Below are 17,260 nucleotides of genomic sequence, written 5' to 3'. Positions count from 1 at the left end.
CAAGCAGATAGTCTGCGCTGCTATGCGTAAGCTTTTGCACCTGGTGTATGGCGTAGTGAAATCCGGCAAACCGTTTGACCCTCAAATCGCTCTTGCGGGGTGAGGGTCAAGACGGTATCTACAGGAAATCGCGGCCCCCTGTAGGAGCGGCCTTGTGTCGCGATGGGCTACGCAGTAGCCCCATGGCCCTAACGGGTGACAGCCATCCGTCCGACCAGCGGTAACCGGGCCAGCAGGTTGAACAACGGCGCCGTCCAGCGCAGCAGCACCGCACTTCCCTTGGCCGCCAGCGGCGTGTAGCAGCTCCAGCCCAGCGCCAGCACCGCCATCAGCAGCCCGCCGATGTAGTCATCTTGCCCCCAGTGGGCACCGGCCACCAGGCGCGGCAACATGAACAATACCGCCAACCCCCAGACCACCAGGTACTGCACCAGGCGGCGGCTGAACACGCTCATGAACAGCGCCCAGACCAGCAGCACCGAGGCATGATCCCCCGGGAAACTCTTGCTGGAACGGTCCTTGAGCTCCCAGGCCGCCTCCAGGTCCGGATAGTAGTCGCTGAGGTGCACCACCTCGTCGAACATCATCGACGGGCTCTTGTGCTGCCAGCCGGCTGCATCCACCCACTTGGAAAACAGCGCGCGAATCACCACTAAGAGGATTAGCGTGACCAGGAAGCCGAAAAAGGCCTGGCGCACCTGGGTTGCCTTGAACACCCAGTCGCCTCGGATAAGCACTGCCAGAAGGATCAGGCCGACGACGATGTCGAACGGGCGCAGGCTGCCGACAGTCCAGATGTAGCGCCAGGTAGTGTTGTCGGCCAGCGGCGCATTCAGGCTGTGGAACAGCCACTCGTCGAAAGTCAGGCACAAGATCTGGCCAATGGGCCATAACCAGAAACACAGTAGAGCGATGGGAAGCAGCGTACAGGCTGCCAATGGCCCCCAGGACCACCTTGCTTGGAACAGTGGTCGATTGTCCATAAAATACCTCTATTGCAAACAGGAATCGGAGCGCCTTGTGAGCGCTCTGTCATGGGGTTCTCGCTTGTTTTCGACAACCCTTGTAACCATTTTGTCATCATTTTCAGATAGCCAAAACCTATGAGCGATTTGCCTGATACCGATTTCACCCAACGTTTCATCTTCGACGAGCGCGATGTGCGCGGCGAGTGGGTGTCTCTCGATGACAGCTACGCCGCGGTGCTGGCGCGTCATGAGTACCCGCAGCCGGTGCAGGCACTGCTGGGCGAGCTGATGGCCGCCACCGCCTTGCTGGTCGGGGCGCTGAAGTTCGACGGCCTGCTGATTCTGCAGGCGCGCTCTGCCGGGCCGATCCCGCTGCTGATGGTCGAATGCTCCGGCGACCGCGATATCCGCGGCATGGCCCGTTACGAAGCGGACCAGATTCCGGCGGATGCGACCCTGTCGCAGCTGATGCCCGACGGCCACCTGACCCTGACCATCGATCCGCTCAAGGGCCAGCGCTACCAGGGCACCGTCGACCTCGATGGCGCCACCCTGTCGGAGTGCTTCACCAACTACTTCGTCCAGTCGCAACAGCTCAACACGCGCTTCTGGCTCAACGCCGAAGGCGGCAAGGCACGTGGCCTGCTGCTGCAGCAGTTGCCGCGCGATCGCCAGCCGGACGATGAAGAGCGTGAAGAAAGCTGGCAGCACGTTGTGGCATTGGCCACCACGCTCAAGGCGGATGAGTGGGCGCTGGACAACGAAACACTGCTGCACCGCCTGTACCACGAAGACGCCGTGCGCCTGTTCGATATCCAGCCGCTGCGCTTCAATTGCAGCTGCTCGCGCGAACGTTCCGGCAATGCGCTGGTCAGTTTGGGCGAGCACGATGCCAAGGCGCTGGTGGAAGAGTGCGGCGGGCAGGTGGAGATCGATTGCCAGTTCTGCAACGAGCGCTATTTCTTCGACGCCAGTGATGTGGCGCAATTGTTTGCCGGTGGCGGTACGGACGTAGCCTCAGAAACTCGTCACTGAAACGTTTAACTACAGGACAATCTCCTGTCGAATTGCGCAAAAGCGCAGTTCTGACAGGAGGGGCCTACTTTTTTTGGGCGTTTCTGGCATAATCCGGCCACTTTTTTCGCTGTAGTAGTTTTTTTGAGACAACTACAAAACGTTTGGAGCACTCGGCCTCGGGCCGGATGGGGTATCTCATGACGCAAGCCAACAACACCGTGTACACCGACCTGAGCGTCGATGAGCTGGTAAAAGAAGCGCTGCAACGCGGTGAAGGCGTACTAGCCGATACTGGCGCACTGGTCGTGGAGACTGGTCACCGTACTGGCCGTTCGCCGGCTGACCGTTTCATCGTCGAAGAGCCTTCCACCCAGGACGCCATCGCCTGGGGCCCGATCAACCGCAAGTTCCCGGCCGACAAGTTCGATGCCCTGTGGGCTCGCGTCGAGGCGTTCAACAACGCCCAGGATCACTTCGTTTCCTACGTTCACGTAGGGGCGGCCGCCGAGCACTACCTGCCGGTGAAGATGACCACCCAGACTGCCTGGCAGAACCTGTTCGGTCGTTGCCTGTTCATCAATCCGGAGCAGTACAACCCGGCTGGCCGTGGCGAGTGGCAGGTCCTCAACGTCGCCAACTTCGTGTGCGAGCCTGAGCGTGACGGCACCAACTCCGATGGTTGCGTGATCATCAACTTCGCCCAGAAGAAGGTGCTGATCGCTGGCATGCGCTACGCCGGCGAAATGAAGAAAGCCATGTTCTCGGTGCAGAACTTCCTGCTGCCGGCTGCCGACGTACTGCCGATGCACTGCGCCGCCAACATCGGCGAAGCAGGCGATGTGACCCTGTTCTTCGGCCTTTCCGGTACCGGCAAGACCACCCTGTCGGCCGACGAAAGCCGTTACCTGATCGGTGACGACGAGCACGGCTGGGGCGAGGGCGTGGTCTTCAACATCGAAGGCGGCTGCTACGCCAAGTGCATCGACTTGTCCGAAAAGAACGAGCCGGTCATCTGGAAAGCCATCAAGCATGGCGCCGTGCTGGAAAACGTCGTTCTCGACGCCAACAAGCACGCCGACTACAGCGACGTCAGCCTGACCCAGAACAGCCGTGCGGCCTACCCGCTGGAGCACGTTGCCAAGCGTTCCGAAGCGAACCTGGGCGGCGAGCCTAACGCAGTCATCTTCCTGACCTGCGACCTGACTGGCGTTCTGCCTCCGGTTTCGATCCTGAACAACGAACAGGCGGCCTATCACTTCCTGTCCGGCTACACCGCGCTGGTCGGTTCCACCGAAATGGGTTCGGGCAGCGGCATCAAGTCGACCTTCTCCACCTGCTTCGGCGCCCCGTTCTTCCCGCGCCCGGCTGGCGAGTACGCCGAACTGCTGATCAAGCGTATCAAGGGCTTCGACTCCAAGGTCTACCTGGTCAACACCGGTTGGACCGGCGGTGGCTACGGCGTTGGCAAGCGCTTCAGCATCCCGACCACCCGTGCCGTGATCGCTGCGATCCAGAGCGGCGCGCTGATCGGCGCTGAAACCGAACACCTGGACATCATCAACCTGGATGTGCCCAAGGCCGTTCCGGGCGTTGATACCGAGCTGCTCAACCCGCGCACCAACTGGGCTGACAAGGCTGCCTACGACGAGGCCGCCAAAGGCCTGGCCAAGCTGTTCATCGAAAACTTCAAGAAGTTCGAAGTTTCCGACGCCATCAAGGCCGCTGGCCCGCAGCTGTAAGCTGACCCGCCCGCAACGAGAAAGCCGCCCCCTTCGGGCGGCTTTTTTGTTTTTTCTACAAGCCTGTGCGGGCCTCTTCGCGGGTAAACCCGCTCCCACAGGTTCTCCGCCGCCCTCAAGACTCACGCCACACCTGTGGGAGCGGGTTTACCCGCGAAGAGGCCCGCACAGGCAGCGAAAATCCGGTTTTTCTGTTTCACTGTCAGCATCCATTGCGAAGACAAGAGCCAGCCAGATGACCGAATCCCCTCAGCGCACTGCCTTCTCCCACTTCCACCCCATCCTCACCCGTCCCCAGGACAACGACCTGAACGGCCATATTGCCGGTGCCACCGTGCACGGCTTCTTCGAAACCGCCATCCAGGCGTTTCTTGTCGAACAGGCCGACCTGGACCTGCGTGACGGCGAGCTCGCGGCCTTCGTGGTCAGTTCGGCGGCGGATTTCTACGCGCTGCCAGGCTTCCCGGATGTGCTGGAAGTGGGGCTGGGGGTGGCGCGCCTGGCGGGCAGCACGGTGGAGTACCGCCTGGCCCTGTTCCGCCCAGGGGAGCCGGAGGCGTGTGCAGCAGGCACGGTGGTGCAGGTGTTCATCGAACGGGCCAGCGGCCGGCCAGTGGCCTTGCCACAGACGCTGCAGGTGATCCTGTCTGGTGTACTGCAGGAACAGCAGGCATGAAAAAGCCCCGCTGGCAGGGGCGGGGCTTTTGTTGCCGGGGCAAGGCCCTCAGGCGTTAGTCGCGCCAGTGGCGCTTGTGCTTGCGATGGCCGTAGTGGTGGCCACGGTCCCAGTGGCGACGGTCGTCGTCATAACCACGACGGTAGCGGCGGCCTTCGTGGTAATCGTCTCTGTCGGCCTCTTTACCCATGTAGTTACCCAGTGCGCCACCGGCGCCACCGCCGGCTGCCGCGCCAATGTAGCTACCGGTAGTACCGCCCACGGAGCGGCCGACCACGTTGCCGCCTGCGGCGCCCAATGCGCCACCGATGGCTGCCTCACCACGCTGGTGCTTGTCGGCACCGACCGCACTGCCAGCTGCGCCGCCCAGGCCAGCACCGATCGCGCCGCCTGTGCTACCACCAATGGACTGGCCCACGACAGAGCCCAGTACCCCACCCAATGCGCCGCCAATGCCGGCCTCGGTGGTGCCGCCTGCCATGGCAACGCCGCTGAGCAAGCTGAAAGACAACAACAGTATCGAGGAGTACTTCTTCATCAAGAAAGCCTCATAAGGATGACGAGGCGATTTTTGAGCCTTACGGGCGCGCCTGGCAACGGAAATCCGACGAGTAACACGAGTTGTACACAATTCTCTAACTTACTGTATTTACTGTGAAACTTTATCGTTTTTTCGCTGTCTTAAACCTTTATGACGAAGCCCTGAACCACATTGGAACAGGGCTTTTTTCGTTTTTGGCGGCACGGCTTCTGGCCTCTTCGCGGCTAAAGCCGCTCCCACAGGGATACCACTGCTCTCAGGCCTTGTGATTTCCCTGTGGGAGCGGCTTTAGCCGCGAAGAGGCCGGCGCATTTCTAGAGGATACGCCCGTCGTCCCGCGCCCGCTCCAGCTTGATGGCAATGAACTTCGACGTCGGCGTATGGCTGCCATCGCCAATGCTTTCCAGCGGCACCAGCGGGTTCACTTCCGGGTAGTACGCCGCCGCCTGCCCGGCCGGGATGTCGAACGCCAGCAGGGTGAAACCGTGCACACGGCGTACATGCCCATCCCCCCACAACGACACGATGTCGACCTGCTGCCCCGGTTGGAAACCCAGGCGGATGATGTCGGCTTCGTTGACGAACAGCACCTCGCGCTGGCCACGCACGCCACGGTAGCGGTCGTCCAGGCCGTAGATGGTGGTGTTGTACTGATCGTGCGAGCGCATCGACTGCATGATCAGGTCCGGCACCTGGCCGCTGGCGCGTACACGTTCGTCGAGCAGCGTGTCGGGCAGCAGGTTGGCCTTGAAGTTGGCGCGGCCGGTGCTGGTCTTCCATTCGCGGCTGGCGGCGCTGTTGCCCAGGTAGAAACCGCCCGGCTCGCGCAGGCGCTGGTTGAAGCCGCTGAAGCCGGCGATGGTGTCGCCGATCAGCTCGCGAATACGGTCGTAGTCAGCCACCAGCCAGTGCCAGTCCACAGGCTTCTTGCCCAGGGTGGCGGCGGCGATACCGGCGATGACCGCCGGCTCCGAGCGCATCTGCGTCGACAGCGGCTTCAGCTGGCCATTGGAGGCGTGAACCATGCTGAACGAGTCTTCTACCGTTACCGCCTGTGGCCCTTCGGCCTGCAGGTCGATGTCGGTGCGCCCCAGGCACGGCAGGATCAGTGCCTGCTTGCCATGCACCAGGTGGCTGCGGTTGAGCTTGGTGCTGATGTGCACGGTCAGCTCGCAGTTGCGCAGTGCCTGGGCGGTGCGCTCGGTGTCTGGCGTAGCCTGGGCGAAGTTGCCGCCCAGGCCGATGAATACCTTGGCCCGGCCATCGAGCATGGCGTGGATCGCCTCGACGGTGTTGTGGCCGTTATGCCGAGGCACGGGGAAGCCGAAGCGCTGCTCGATGGCATCCAGCAGGGCCACCGGCGGGCGCTCGTTGATGCCCATGGTGCGGTCACCCTGCACGTTGCTGTGGCCACGCACCGGGCACAGGCCGGCACCTGGTGCGCCAATATTGCCGCGCAGCATCTGCAGGTTGACGATTTCCTGAATGGTCGGCACCGAGTGGCGGTGCTGGGTAATGCCCATCGCCCAGCACATGATCACCCGCTTGCCACGGCAGTACATGCGCGCGGCCAGTTCGATGTCTGCCAGCGCCAGGCCGGACTGGGCCTGGATGTGCTCCCATGGCGTGGCGTCCACTACCGCCAGGTAGTCGTCGATGCCGTGGCCATGTTCAGCGATGAAGGCGTGGTCGAAGACTGCCGGTTCGCCGTTGGCCTGGGCTTCGCGTTCCCATTGCAGGACGAACTTGGCCATGCCGCGCAGCATCGCCATGTCGCCGCCCAAGGCCGGGCGGAAGAATGCGGTGTTGGTCGGCCGGTCGCTGTTGGTCAGCATTTCCAGCGGGTTTTGCGGGTGCTGGAAGCGCTCCAGGCCACGCTCCTTGAGCGGGTTGATGCACACCACCTGGGCACCGCGTTTTACCGCATCGCGCAGCGGGTCGAGCATGCGCGGGTGGTTGGTACCGGGGTTCTGGCCCCAGACGAAAATCGCGTCGGCGTGCTCGAAGTCGTCGAAGGTGACGGTGCCTTTGCCAACCCCGACGCTTTGCCCCAGGGCCACGCCACTCGCCTCGTGGCACATGTTCGAGCAGTCGGGGAAATTGTTGGTGCCGTAGGCACGCACGAACAACTGGTACAGGTATGCCGCTTCGTTGCTGGCGCGCCCGGAAGTGTAGAACTCGGCCTGGTCAGGGCTGGCCAGCTTGTTCAGCTCGCGAGCGATCAGGGTGAAGGCGGCGTCCCAACTGATCGGCTGGTACCGGTCGCTAGGTGCGTCATAGACCATCGGCTCGGTCAGGCGCCCCTGGTACTCCAGCCAGTAGTCGCTCTGCTGCAGTAGCGAAGTGACGCTGTAGCGGGCGAAAAAGGCGGCATCGACGCGGCGCTTGGTCGCCTCCCAGTTCACTGCCTTTGCACCGTTCTCGCAGAACTTGACCATGCCGCTTTCCGGCGAGTCGCCCCAGGCACAGCCGGGGCAATCGAAACCGCCGTTCTGGTTGGTCTTGAGCAGCGCGCGAATGTTCTTCAGCGCGTTATCGCTACCGACCCAGGCCTTGGCCACGCTGCGCAACGCACCCCAGCCACCGGCGGGGCCGTGGTAGGGCTTGTAGCGAGGGGAGGAGGCTGGGGCGTTTTCCGGGAGGTGTTGGTACGAGGTCACGACAGTTACGACTCCGCCGCTGGGCTGTATACCCGCGGTGCGCTGTGCTTGGGCAGATGGATAAGGTTGAGGTTGTGCTTGCGCGCCCATTGCAGGGCAAGGCCGGTGGGCGCCGAAAGGCTGACAAGGGTCTGGATACCGGCCCGCAGCACCTTCTGGATCAGCTCCAGGCTGCAGCGGCTGGTGACGATGGCCAGGCCGCCCTGGCTGTCGATGCCCTGGCGCAGCAAGGCGCCGATCAGCTTGTCGAGGGCGTTGTGCCGGCCGATGTCTTCGCGGCCGAGCAGCAGTTCGCCATGGCGGTCCATGAACAGCGCCGCATGCACCGCGCCGCAGTGCTGGCCGAGGGGCTGGAAGGCATCGATGCGCTCACGCAGGCCGACCAGCCACTGCGCCGGTGGCAAGGGTGCGCCAGGCAGTTTGGCCAGCTCTGGCAGTGCCTGCTCCAGCGCTTCGACCCCGCACAGGCCGCAACCACTGGTGCCGGCCAGTTGACGGCGCTGGTTTTTCAGGTTCCAGAACGCACGGCTGGAAATCTCCAGGTCGGCATACATTGCCGAGCCGCTGCCGGAGAGTTTCAGGTCGTAGATTTCCGTGGTGCCTTCCACTATGCCGCTGCCGACACTGAAACCAACGGCGAAGTCTTCCAGGTCGGTGGGGCTGACCAGCATCACCGCCTGGTTCAGGCCGTTGTAGACAATGGCCAGGGCCACTTCTTCGGCCAAGGGCGTGCTGTCGCGCCTGGCGTCGCTGAGCTGGACGTAATCGTAGGTGTTGCTGGCGGCGGGCATGGACAAGGGCGATGAGGCCGCGCAGACCGGAGGCTTGCTTTTCATCGGGGCGATATCGGGCTATCGGCAGCTCTTTGATAGCACAAGCCTAGGCGTGTGGGCCGGCGGCGTCTAATCGCTAGGGTCTATGCCTTGATAGACCGCGTCGATTGGTCGCACGGGGGCGCAAGGGGAAAAGCTGGCCTAGACTGCTGTGTCCAAGGTTTCGTCAACAAGGAGAGCGCTATGAGCTTGTTCAGTTTCGTCAAGGAAGCGGGCGAGAAGTTGATCGACCTGCTGACCCCCGGCAATGCCAATGCCGAAGAGCAGCTGAAGAAACACGTGGAAAGTGTCGGCCTGGGCAACCCGAACATCACGGCCACTGTAGAGGGTGACACGATCATCCTCAAGGGTGAGGTGACCAGCCAGGAGGAGAAGGAGAAGATCATCCTGGCGGCGGGTAACGTCGCAGGCGTTGCCAGTGTCGACGACCAGATCACCGTGACCGGGCCAGTTGCCCAGGCCGCGCGGTTCGTGACGGTGGAGAAGGGTGATACGTTGAGCGCCATTTCGAAGAAGGTGTATGGCGACCCCAACAAGTACCAGAAGATCTTCGAGGCCAACAAACCGATGCTCAAGCACCCGGACAAGATCTATCCGGGACAGGTGTTGCGTATTCCTGACTGATCTCTGCAGCCTGTACCGGCCTCTTCGCGGGCTCGCCCGCTCCCACAGGGATCACACACAGTTCAAACCTGTGGTGAGCCTGTGGGAGCGGGTTTACCCGCGAAGAGGCCCGTGCAGGCCTACCAACAATTCCCGGTAATCCTCGACCGCCTCAAACTCTTCGGTATCCCGCGGCCCGGCCTGGCTATCCGGCTGGCGCACCGCCAGCAGGTGCCCCACGCCAAACCGCCGCGCACTGCGCAGAATCGCCAGGGTGTCATCGATGAACAGGCTGCGCTCCGGTTCAAAGCCGATGTCCGCCTGCAATGCGTCCCAGAATTGCGGGCTTTCCTTCGGGTAGCCATAGTCATGCGAGCTGATCAGCCGTTCGAAATACGGCGCCAACTCCACCCGCTCCAGCTTCAGCGACAGCGAATCCCGATGCGCATTGGTGATCATCACCACGCGCTTGCCCGCGTTGCGGATAGCTGCCAGGAAGGTATCGGCATCCGGTCGCAGGGCGATCAGGTCGGCGATTTCCTGTTTCAGCTCGCGGATGGGCAGCCGCAGTTCGCGGCTCCAGAAGTCCAGGCAATACCAGTTCAGCGTGCCGGCATTGCGTTCGAACAGCGGCTGCAGCTCCATTTCCGCCATGGCCCGGCTTACCCCGTGCAGCTCGGCATAGCGCTGGGGCAGGTGGTCCAGCCAGAAGCGGTTGTCGTAATGCAGGTCAAGCAAGGTGCCATCCATGTCCAGCAGGACGGTATCGATGGCAGACCAGGGAAGAACAGGCATGGGAAACTCTCGATCAGTCGGCAAGCCACGGTATAGTAACCCGTTCACGCCAAGGAGCCGCCCCATGCGCCAGAAACCCACCGTCCTCAGCCGCGAAATCGTCGCCAGCAGCCGCCTGTTTCGCGTCGAAGCCGTGCAATTGCGCTTCAGCAATGGCAACGAGCGTACCTACGAGCGCCTGGTGGGCCGGGGTAATGGCTACGGCGCGGTCATGATCGTGGCCATGCTCGATGCCGAGCACGCGGTGCTGGTGGAGGAATACTGCGGCGGCACCGACGAATACGAGCTGTCGTTGCCCAAGGGCCTGATCGAGCCGGGCGAGGATGTGCTGGCGGCAGCCGACCGGGAGCTCAAGGAAGAAGCCGGTTTTGGCGCGCGCCAGTTGGAGCACCTGACCGAGCTGTCGCTGTCGCCGGGCTACATGAGCCAGAAGATTCAGGTGGTGCTGGCCAGCGATCTTTACGAGGAGCGCCTGGAGGGCGACGAGCCGGAGCCGATGCGGGTCGACAAGGTCAACCTGCGCGAACTCTCGGCCTTGGCCATGCACCCGCAGTTCACCGAAGGTCGGGCGCTGGCAGCGCTGTACCTGGCCCGTGACCTGCTGATTCAGCGGGGGCTGCTGGAAGCATGAACGACCTGCAACTGATGCACGAAGTGGTCAGGCTGGCCCTTGCGGCTGGCGAGGCGATCCTGCCGTTCTGGCGCGCCGATGTGGCCGTGACCAACAAGGCCGACGATTCGCCGGTTACCGCCGCTGACCTGGCGGCGCACCGGGTGATAGCCGATGGCCTGCTGGCGCTGGCGCCGCAGATCCCGGTGCTGTCCGAAGAGGACAGCAACATTCCGCTGGCCGAGCGCCAGGGCTGGAGCCGCTGGTGGCTGGTCGATCCGCTGGATGGCACCAAGGAATTCATTGCCGGCAGCGAGGAGTTCACGGTCAACATCGCCCTGGTCGAAAACGGTGAGGTGGTGTTTGGCGTGGTGTCCATGCCGACCAAGGGGCGCTGCTACTTCGGCGGTCGCGGGTTGGGTGCCTGGCGTGCGGAAGCGGGTGAGAGTGCCCAGCCGATCCAGGTACGCAATGCGCCGCCGGCGGGTGGGCGTTTCACCGTGGTTGCCAGCCGTCGCCATTCCAGCCCGGAACAGGAAGCGCTGTTGGCCGGGTTGGGGGCTGCGGTGGGTGACCTTGAGCTGGCCAATATCGGCAGTTCGTTGAAGTTCTGCCTGTTGGCCGAAGGTAGCGCCGATTGCTATCCGCGTCTGGCGCCGACTTCGCAGTGGGATACTGCGGCGGCACAGGGGGTGGTGGAAGGGGCTGGTGGTGAAGTGATCGGGCTGGATGGCCTGCCGTTCCGGTACCCGGCGCGGGATTCGTTGCTCAATCCGCATTTCCTGGCGTTGCCGGCAAAAGCTGCGTGGCGCCAAGCTTTCCTGAACCTGATCTGATCGCCGCTTCGGCACGATCTTGTGGGAGCGGCCTTGTGTCGCGAAAGGGCCGCAGCGCGGCCCCAGTGTTCATAGTTCGCCGCCTATTTTTCTGGGGCCGCTTTGCGGCCCTTTCGCGACACAAGGCCGCTCCCACAGGGATCGTGCCAGCCTGTTACCAAGTGGTCCGTGTCAGCGGTGCAGCACGTACTGGCCGCTGAATTTCACCGCAGGCTCGTCACTACCGGCATTGCTCACCGTGGTCTCCAGCGTCAGCCGCGCCCGCCCACGGCGCTGGTACAGGGCCAAGAACCGCTCCCAGGTCTTCTCATCCGGCGCCGCACAGCGCGCCACCGCTGCCCCGGTAACTGGCAACGGATAACTGATCTGCCCTTCCTGGATGACAATATGCCCGTCATCGATACCCGACTCGCGCAGGCGCAGGTGCAGCCAGCCCCAACCCACCAGCACCGCGGCGCAGTACAGGCTGCCGCCGAACATGGTGCTCTTGTGGTTGACGTTGGCCGCCAGCGGCAATTGCAGGCGCAGGGTGTGCTGCTGCCAATCGAGCACTTCCAGGCCCATCTCGCGGGTCAGGGGGATGTCGCCGTGCAGTACGGACTGCAGGTACTGGCTATCGGTGTTCATTAACGATTGTCCTCTTGATCATCATGCCCGCCGCTACCGCCGTCGAAGCTCAAGCCATGCTTGCGCAGCTTGTCGTGCAGGGTCTTGCGGGGGATGCCCAGCGCCTCGGCAAGGCTGCGCATGGAGCTGTGTGGCTGGGCCAGTTCGGCAGCGATCAGCGAGCGTTCGAACTGCTCGACCTGTTCGCTGAGGTTGCCGCTCGGCATCGGTACCGCAGGCATTGCCGCAGGTGGCGCCTGGCCGTCCAGTGCCAGCTCCAGGCCAAGGGCGAAACGCTCGGCGGCGTTCTGCAACTCGCGTACGTTACCGGGCCAGTCATGGCGCAGCAGCATGGCGCGCTGGACCGGCTGCAGGGCGTGCGGCGGCAGGCCATGGCGCTGGCTGGCGGCGTCGGCGAAGTGCTGGAAAAGCACCAGGATGTCATCGCCGCGTTCGCGCAACGGCGGAATACGCAGCGGTGCCACGTTCAGGCGGTAATACAGGTCGGCGCGGAAACGCCCCTGGTCGGCCGACTGGCGCAGGTCCTCCTTGGTCGCGGCGATGATGCGGATGTCCAGCGGGATCAGCTGGTTGCCGCCCAGGCGCTCGACTACCCGTTCCTGCAGCATGCGCAGCAGTTTCACCTGCACGTCCAGGCTCATGCTTTCGATTTCGTCGAGGAACAGCGTGCCGCCGTTGGCGAACTCGAACTTGCCGATGCGGCGTTTTTGCGCGCCGGTGAACGCCCCGGGCTCGTGGCCGAACAGCTCGCTTTCGACCACCGACTCGGCCAGTGCGCCGGCGTTGATCGCCACGAACGGCCCGTCGCGGCGGCTGGACAGGTCGTGCAGGGCACGAGCCACCACCTCTTTGCCGGCACCGGTCTCACCCAGGATCAGCACGTCGGCGCGGGTGCCGGCCAGGGCGCCGATCTGCTCGCGCAGGCGCTGCATGGACGGCGACTGGCCCACCAGGCGGGTGGCCAGTTGCTGGCGGTCGCTCAGGGCCAGGCGCAAGCTGCGGTTGTCCAGCACCAGGCGGCGCAGGGCCAGGGCGCGGCGCACGCTGTCCAGCAGGGCGTCGCTGGCAAAGGGTTTTTCCAGGAAGTCATAGGCGCCGGCGCGCATTGCCTGCACCGCCAGCGGCACATCGCCGTGGCCGGTAATCAGCAGTACCGGCAGCTCGTTGTCACGGCCGTGCAGTTGTTCCAGCAGTTGCAGGCCATCGATGCCTGGCATGCGGATGTCGCTGACCACCACCCCCGGCCAGTCAGCCTCGATGCGTTCGGCCAGGCCCTGGGCATCGGCCAGGGCGACCACCTTGAGCCCGGCCAGGTCCAGGGTCTGGCTCAGGGCCTGGCGCAGGTGCGGGTCATCATCGACCAGGATGACCTGGGCTCGGCTGTCGATCAGTGTCTCGGTGGTCATGCCGAGGGGTCCTCCGAATTGGGCAAAGTAGCGCCAGGTGCGGCCACACGCAGCTGCAGGGTCAGCAGTGCGCCACCTTCCGGGTGGTTGGCCAGCAGCAGTTCACCACCCAGGGCGCGCATCAGGCTCTCGCAGATGGCCAGGCCCAGGCCCAGGCCCTGGGTGCGGGTCTTGGTGGTGAAGAACGGCTCCTTGGCGTGCTCCAGGGCCTGGCGGCTGAAGCCGGGGCCGTTGTCGCGAATGTACAGGTAGACGCAGTCATCGCGCTGCTCGGCACTTAGCCACAGGCGGCGCGGGTTGGCCTTTTCGGTCAGGGCGTCGAGGGCATTGGCCAGCAGGTTGCCGAGCACCTGGCGCAGGCGGGTTTCGCCGGCCTGTACCCACAAGGTGGCTTCCGGCAGATCGCGGATCAGCTCGACGGCCATTGCCCGACGGCGCTTGGCCAGCAGCGCCAGGGCATCGTCCAGGGCCGGCTGCAGGGCCACGCTCTCCGGGGCATGGCGGTCACGGCGGGCGAAGGCGCGCAGGTGAGCGATGATCGAGGCCATGCGTCCGGTCAGCTCGCCGATCAGCTTGAGGTTGCCGCGGGCGTCTTCGATACGCTGGTGGTCGAGCAGGATCTCGGCGTTTTCCGCGTAGCTGCGGATGGCGGCCAGCGGCTGATTGAGCTCGTGGCTGATGCTGGCCGACATGGTGCCAAGCACTGACAGCTTGCCGGCCTGCACCAGTTCGTCCTGGGCGCGCACGGCCTCCTGTTGGGCGTTCTCGCGCTCCAGCACGGCGCTCTTGAGCCGGGTGTTCAGGCCTTCGAGGTCGGCGGTGCGCTCGGCCACGCGCTTTTCCAGTTCCTGGCGGCCGCGCGCCTCGAAGTCGATGCGGTCGATGTAGTGGCGGCGCCGCTGCATCACCAGGCCGGCCAGCAGCATCAGCACCAGCAGGGTGCCAGCGCCGATGGCCATCACGGTTTGCACCGAACGGTCGACCAGCGTGCGGGGTGCGAGGATGCTGACCTGCCAGCCGGTTTCCTTGATGTCGCGGGTTTGGGTGATCCAGGCGTCCTGGTTGAGCACCAGCGGCTGCGGGGCTTGGGTCGGGTAGGGCTGGATGGCGATGATGGCTTGGCGCTCGGCCTCGGTCAGCGCGCGGGTCGCGCGGAAGCGCCAGTCCGGCTGCGAGGTCAGGATGACCACGCCATTGTGGTCGGTCAGCAACAGCTGCTCGGGGGTGCGGCCCCACAGGGTTTCGGTGTGGTCGAGATCGACCTTGACCACCAGTACGCCAACGATGCGCTCGCGGTCATGCACGGCGGCGGCAAAGAAGTAGCCGCGCTTGGCCGATGTGGTGCCCTGGCCGAAGAAGCGCCCCAGGCGGCCGGCCATGGCTTCGTTGAAGTAGGGGCGGAACGCGAAGTTGCGGCCGACGAAGCTGTCGCGCTTGTCCCAGTTGGAGGCCGCCAGGGTGTTGCCGCTGACGTCCATCAGGTACATCACCTCGGCGCCAGTCTGCTGGACGATGTCCTTGAGCAGGCGGTTGGCGTTGGTCACTGCTTCCAGGCGCAACGGGTCGGCCAGTACCCCGCGCAGCGCCGGCAGGTCACCAAGTATCTGCGGCAAGGTTTCGTAGCGGTGCAGGGTACCGAGCAGGTTGGCGACGTACAGGTCGAGAGTCTGGCGGTTCTGCGAGGCCAGTTCTTCCTGGTAGTAGCGTTCGGCCAGGTGATGCAGGGGCCACAGTAACGGGGCCAGGCACAGGGCCAACAGGGCCAGGCTGCGCCAGCGGGGACGGCGTGGGGGCGTGGGTTTTGCAATCATCACGTAAAGGCGCCAGAAAAGTCTGCCGCAATTATGCGCTAGTTAAGGCAGCAGTTCCGCCTCTGCCAGCGGCAGGCCGAGCTTGTCCTTGTCCGACAGCACCGGTGGCTGCTGCAGCCCCCAGTCGATGGTCAGTGTCGGGTCATCCCAGCGGATGCAGCGGTCGGCGCTCGGGTTGTAGTAGTCGGTAGTCTTGTAGAGGAACTCGGCCGACTCGCTCATCACCGCAAAGCCATGGGCGAAGCCGGGTGGGATCCACAACTGGCGATGGTTGTCGGCCGACAGCTGTACCGCGACCCATTGGCCGAAGGTTGGCGAGCTCTTGCGCACATCCACGGCAATATCACGGATTTCCCCGTGCACCACGCGCACCAGCTTGCCTTGGGTGTTTGCCACCTGATAGTGCAGACCACGCAGCACACCCTTGATCGAGCGCGAGTGGTTGTCCTGGACGAACTCGACATTCACGCCGGTTTGCCGGGCGAACTCACGGGCGTTGAACGCCTCGAAGAAAAAACCACGGCTGTCACAGAACACCTTCGGCTCGATGATCAGTACATCAGGAATTGCGGTGGGGATGATGTTCATGGTGGTGCGCTTGCCCGTTTTGCTCATGTATTGACCCTAGCCGGTCTGGCCCGTTTTTTCCGCCTAGGGCTTCAACGGCATGCACCAGGGCTGGCTATGGTTGATGTCGTGCCGCAGTGGTTCGCGGCCAGCGATGCGTCTGTATCGATTGTTATCGATTTATTTGCCTCAGGCTTTACTGTTTTCCCGATTTGCGGGCTTCTAATATCGATATATATCGGTTATAAATTGACAAACGCCCCAGCACAGTCCGGCTCAGGGCCATCACAGAGGTCAACCATGAAAACCCTCAACTCCACTCCCCGTGCCGATGGTTTCCACATGCCCGCCGAGTGGGCCCCGCAAACCCAGGTGTGGATGGTCTGGCCGGAGCGCCCGGACAACTGGCGCCTGGGTGGCAAGCCAGCGCAGGCTGCCCATGTGACCCTGGCCAAGGCCATTGCCCGCTTCGAGCCGGTAACCGTCGCGGTCTCCGCTGGCCAGTACGAAAACGCCCGCCGCCAGCTCGACCAGCCGAATATCCGCGTGGTCGAGATCAGCAATGACGACGCCTGGGTGCGTGACACCGGCCCGACCTTCGTCATCAACGACCAGGGTGAAGTGCGTGGCGTGGACTGGGGCTTCAATGCCTGGGGCGGCTTTGACGGTGGCCTGTACGCACCGTGGAACCGTGACGAGGAGCTGGCGGCCAAGGTCCTGGAAATGGAGCGCTGCCAGCGCTACCACACTGAAGGCTTCGTACTCGAGGGCGGCTCGATCCACGTGGACGGCGAAGGCACCGTGATCACCACCGAAGAGTGCCTGCTCAATCGCAACCGCAACCCGCACCTGAATCGCGAGCAGATCGAAGCGGTGCTGCGCGATCATCTGGCGGTGGACACCGTGGTCTGGCTGCCGGATGGCCTGTACAACGACGAGACCGACGGCCACGTCGACAACTTCTGCTGTTACGTGCGCCCGGGCGAAGTGTTACTGGCCTGGACCGATGATTCCAACGACCCCAACTATGCACGCTGCCATGCTGCCATGGAGGTGCTGAAGAACACCCGCGATGCCAAGGGGCGTGAGTTCATCGTGCACAAGATGCCGATCCCGGGCCCGCTGTTCGCCACCGCCGAAGAGTGTGCCGGTGTCGACCAGGTGGCCGGCAGCCAGGAGCGTGACCCATCGGTGCGCCTGGCCGGCTCGTACGTGAACTTCCTGATCGTCAACGGCGGCATCATCGCGCCAAGCTTCGACGACCCGGCAGATGCCGAGGCCAGAGCGATCCTGTCGAAGATCTTCCCGGACCACGAAGTGGTGATGATCCCTGGTCGCGAGCTGTTGTTGGGCGGTGGCAACATCCACTGCCTGACCCAGCAGCAGCCGGCGCCGGTCAAGCGTTGAGCGCTCGGTGAATGAAGGGGCCCGTCACATGACGGGCCTTTTTGTTTCCGGGGCTGTCCGCAGGCCTGTGCTGGCATATGTTTTGTATTGTTTTCAGTCAGATAGCTCGGCCATGCCGCGCTCTCGGATCTGTAACAATCCTTACGTAGATTAGCCGCTCACGG

General features: G+C 63.6%; 16 protein-coding genes. 7 read left to right on the top strand and 9 right to left on the bottom strand.

Annotated features, from left to right (window positions below):
• Window positions 1-188 precede the first annotated feature (188 nt).
• Complete coding sequence (locus J5M58_RS22480; protein ID WP_112251318.1) at window positions 189-983, bottom strand: phosphatase PAP2 family protein; 795 nt, start codon at window positions 981-983, stop codon at window positions 189-191.
• Window positions 984-1,103: 120 nt separating this feature from the next.
• Here J5M58_RS22480 and hslO point away from each other — a divergent pair, with 120 nt between their 5' ends.
• The 3 genes from hslO to J5M58_RS22465 all read left to right on the top strand — a co-directional run bounded on the left by hslO (window position 1,104) and on the right by J5M58_RS22465 (window position 4,400).
• On the top strand, window positions 1,104-2,003 hold the full coding sequence (hslO, locus tag J5M58_RS22475; RefSeq protein ID WP_207879676.1) for an Hsp33 family molecular chaperone HslO: 900 nt from the start codon (window positions 1,104-1,106) through the stop codon (window positions 2,001-2,003).
• 179 nt (window positions 2,004-2,182) lie between these two features.
• Window positions 2,183-3,724: a phosphoenolpyruvate carboxykinase gene (locus tag J5M58_RS22470; protein ID WP_133969941.1), complete on the top strand. Its 1,542-nt coding sequence runs from the start codon at window positions 2,183-2,185 to the stop codon at window positions 3,722-3,724.
• Window positions 3,725-3,959: 235 nt separating this feature from the next.
• Window positions 3,960-4,400: a thioesterase family protein gene (locus J5M58_RS22465; RefSeq protein WP_112251320.1), complete on the top strand. Its 441-nt coding sequence runs from the start codon at window positions 3,960-3,962 to the stop codon at window positions 4,398-4,400.
• A gap of 55 nt (window positions 4,401-4,455) precedes the next feature.
• On the opposite strand, the gene J5M58_RS22460 is transcribed toward J5M58_RS22465, so the two are convergent.
• The 3 genes from J5M58_RS22460 to fdhD form a co-directional block, all read right to left on the bottom strand.
• Complete coding sequence (locus J5M58_RS22460) at window positions 4,456-4,938, bottom strand: glycine zipper domain-containing protein (RefSeq protein WP_112251322.1); 483 nt, start codon at window positions 4,936-4,938, stop codon at window positions 4,456-4,458.
• Between the two features lie 317 nt (window positions 4,939-5,255).
• Window positions 5,256-7,601, bottom strand: coding sequence for an FdhF/YdeP family oxidoreductase (locus J5M58_RS22455; RefSeq protein WP_207879674.1), 2,346 nt, complete (start codon window positions 7,599-7,601; stop codon window positions 5,256-5,258).
• A 5-nt stretch (window positions 7,602-7,606) separates the two neighbouring features.
• The gene (gene fdhD, locus J5M58_RS22450; protein ID WP_133969945.1) at window positions 7,607-8,437 is read right to left on the bottom strand and encodes a formate dehydrogenase accessory sulfurtransferase FdhD; all 831 of its coding nucleotides are present in this window, start codon (window positions 8,435-8,437) and stop codon (window positions 7,607-7,609) included.
• Between the two features lie 180 nt (window positions 8,438-8,617).
• Here fdhD and lysM point away from each other — a divergent pair, with 180 nt between their 5' ends.
• Window positions 8,618-9,058 carry a peptidoglycan-binding protein LysM gene (gene lysM / locus J5M58_RS22445; RefSeq protein WP_112251327.1) on the top strand — a complete coding sequence of 147 codons (441 nt, stop codon included), beginning with the start codon at window positions 8,618-8,620 and terminating at the stop codon, window positions 9,056-9,058.
• A 93-nt stretch (window positions 9,059-9,151) separates the two neighbouring features.
• On the opposite strand, the gene yrfG is transcribed toward lysM, so the two are convergent.
• On the bottom strand, window positions 9,152-9,832 hold the full coding sequence (gene yrfG / locus J5M58_RS22440; RefSeq protein ID WP_112251329.1) for a GMP/IMP nucleotidase: 681 nt from the start codon (window positions 9,830-9,832) through the stop codon (window positions 9,152-9,154).
• A 64-nt stretch (window positions 9,833-9,896) separates the two neighbouring features.
• Here yrfG and nudE point away from each other — a divergent pair, with 64 nt between their 5' ends.
• Entirely contained in the window at window positions 9,897-10,463 is a 567-nt protein-coding gene (gene nudE / locus J5M58_RS22435; RefSeq protein WP_015268611.1) for an ADP compounds hydrolase NudE, read from the top strand.
• Window positions 10,460-11,278: a 3'(2'),5'-bisphosphate nucleotidase CysQ gene (gene cysQ / locus J5M58_RS22430; protein ID WP_207879672.1), complete on the top strand. Its 819-nt coding sequence runs from the start codon at window positions 10,460-10,462 to the stop codon at window positions 11,276-11,278. Before nudE ends, cysQ begins: the two co-directional genes overlap by 4 nt.
• Before the next feature lie 171 nt (window positions 11,279-11,449).
• Here the strand turns inward: cysQ and J5M58_RS22425 are convergent, their stop codons facing one another.
• From J5M58_RS22425 to rfbC, 4 genes are read right to left on the bottom strand one after another with little or no spacing between them, the layout of a single operon-like run.
• Window positions 11,450-11,905, bottom strand: coding sequence for a YiiD C-terminal domain-containing protein (locus tag J5M58_RS22425; protein ID WP_112251333.1), 456 nt, complete (start codon window positions 11,903-11,905; stop codon window positions 11,450-11,452).
• Window positions 11,905-13,311 (bottom strand): sigma-54 dependent transcriptional regulator, encoded by a 1,407-nt coding sequence (locus J5M58_RS22420; RefSeq protein WP_112251335.1) that lies wholly within the window; start codon window positions 13,309-13,311, stop codon window positions 11,905-11,907. Before J5M58_RS22420 ends, J5M58_RS22425 begins: the two co-directional genes overlap by 1 nt.
• Window positions 13,308-15,122: an ATP-binding protein gene (locus tag J5M58_RS22415; protein WP_207879670.1), complete on the bottom strand. Its 1,815-nt coding sequence runs from the start codon at window positions 15,120-15,122 to the stop codon at window positions 13,308-13,310. Before J5M58_RS22415 ends, J5M58_RS22420 begins: the two co-directional genes overlap by 4 nt.
• 42 nt (window positions 15,123-15,164) lie before the next feature.
• Complete coding sequence (gene rfbC, locus J5M58_RS22410) at window positions 15,165-15,710, bottom strand: dTDP-4-dehydrorhamnose 3,5-epimerase (RefSeq protein WP_112251601.1); 546 nt, start codon at window positions 15,708-15,710, stop codon at window positions 15,165-15,167.
• Window positions 15,711-15,989: 279 nt separating this feature from the next.
• Here rfbC and aguA point away from each other — a divergent pair, with 279 nt between their 5' ends.
• Window positions 15,990-17,096: an agmatine deiminase gene (gene aguA, locus J5M58_RS22405; RefSeq protein ID WP_207879668.1), complete on the top strand. Its 1,107-nt coding sequence runs from the start codon at window positions 15,990-15,992 to the stop codon at window positions 17,094-17,096.
• Window positions 17,097-17,260 lie beyond the last annotated feature (164 nt).

This window comes from Pseudomonas sp. 32_A, assembly GCF_017490905.1.
GTDB lineage: Bacteria > Pseudomonadota > Gammaproteobacteria > Pseudomonadales > Pseudomonadaceae > Aquipseudomonas > Aquipseudomonas inefficax.
This window is presented reverse-complemented; position numbering and strand designations above follow the sequence as displayed.

What these genes read in the sequence shown, in the direction of transcription:
- yrfG (WP_112251329.1), bottom strand. Translation starts at nt 9,832, where the DNA reads ATGCCTGTTCTTCCCTGGTCTGCCATCGATACCGTCCTGCTGGACATG.
- J5M58_RS22480 (WP_112251318.1), bottom strand. Translation starts at nt 983, where the DNA reads ATGGACAATCGACCACTGTTCCAAGCAAGGTGGTCCTGGGGGCCATTG.
- J5M58_RS22415 (WP_207879670.1), bottom strand. Translation starts at nt 15,122, where the DNA reads ATGATTGCAAAACCCACGCCCCCACGCCGTCCCCGCTGGCGCAGCCTG.
- J5M58_RS22420 (WP_112251335.1), bottom strand. Translation starts at nt 13,311, where the DNA reads ATGACCACCGAGACACTGATCGACAGCCGAGCCCAGGTCATCCTGGTC.
- lysM (WP_112251327.1), top strand. Translation starts at nt 8,618, where the DNA reads ATGAGCTTGTTCAGTTTCGTCAAGGAAGCGGGCGAGAAGTTGATCGAC.
- hslO (WP_207879676.1), top strand. Translation starts at nt 1,104, where the DNA reads ATGAGCGATTTGCCTGATACCGATTTCACCCAACGTTTCATCTTCGAC.
- J5M58_RS22465 (WP_112251320.1), top strand. Translation starts at nt 3,960, where the DNA reads ATGACCGAATCCCCTCAGCGCACTGCCTTCTCCCACTTCCACCCCATC.
- J5M58_RS22470 (WP_133969941.1), top strand. Translation starts at nt 2,183, where the DNA reads ATGACGCAAGCCAACAACACCGTGTACACCGACCTGAGCGTCGATGAG.
- aguA (WP_207879668.1), top strand. Translation starts at nt 15,990, where the DNA reads ATGAAAACCCTCAACTCCACTCCCCGTGCCGATGGTTTCCACATGCCC.
- nudE (WP_015268611.1), top strand. Translation starts at nt 9,897, where the DNA reads ATGCGCCAGAAACCCACCGTCCTCAGCCGCGAAATCGTCGCCAGCAGC.
- rfbC (WP_112251601.1), bottom strand. Translation starts at nt 15,710, where the DNA reads ATGAACATCATCCCCACCGCAATTCCTGATGTACTGATCATCGAGCCG.
- cysQ (WP_207879672.1), top strand. Translation starts at nt 10,460, where the DNA reads ATGAACGACCTGCAACTGATGCACGAAGTGGTCAGGCTGGCCCTTGCG.
- J5M58_RS22425 (WP_112251333.1), bottom strand. Translation starts at nt 11,905, where the DNA reads ATGAACACCGATAGCCAGTACCTGCAGTCCGTACTGCACGGCGACATC.
- fdhD (WP_133969945.1), bottom strand. Translation starts at nt 8,437, where the DNA reads ATGAAAAGCAAGCCTCCGGTCTGCGCGGCCTCATCGCCCTTGTCCATG.
- J5M58_RS22460 (WP_112251322.1), bottom strand. Translation starts at nt 4,938, where the DNA reads ATGAAGAAGTACTCCTCGATACTGTTGTTGTCTTTCAGCTTGCTCAGC.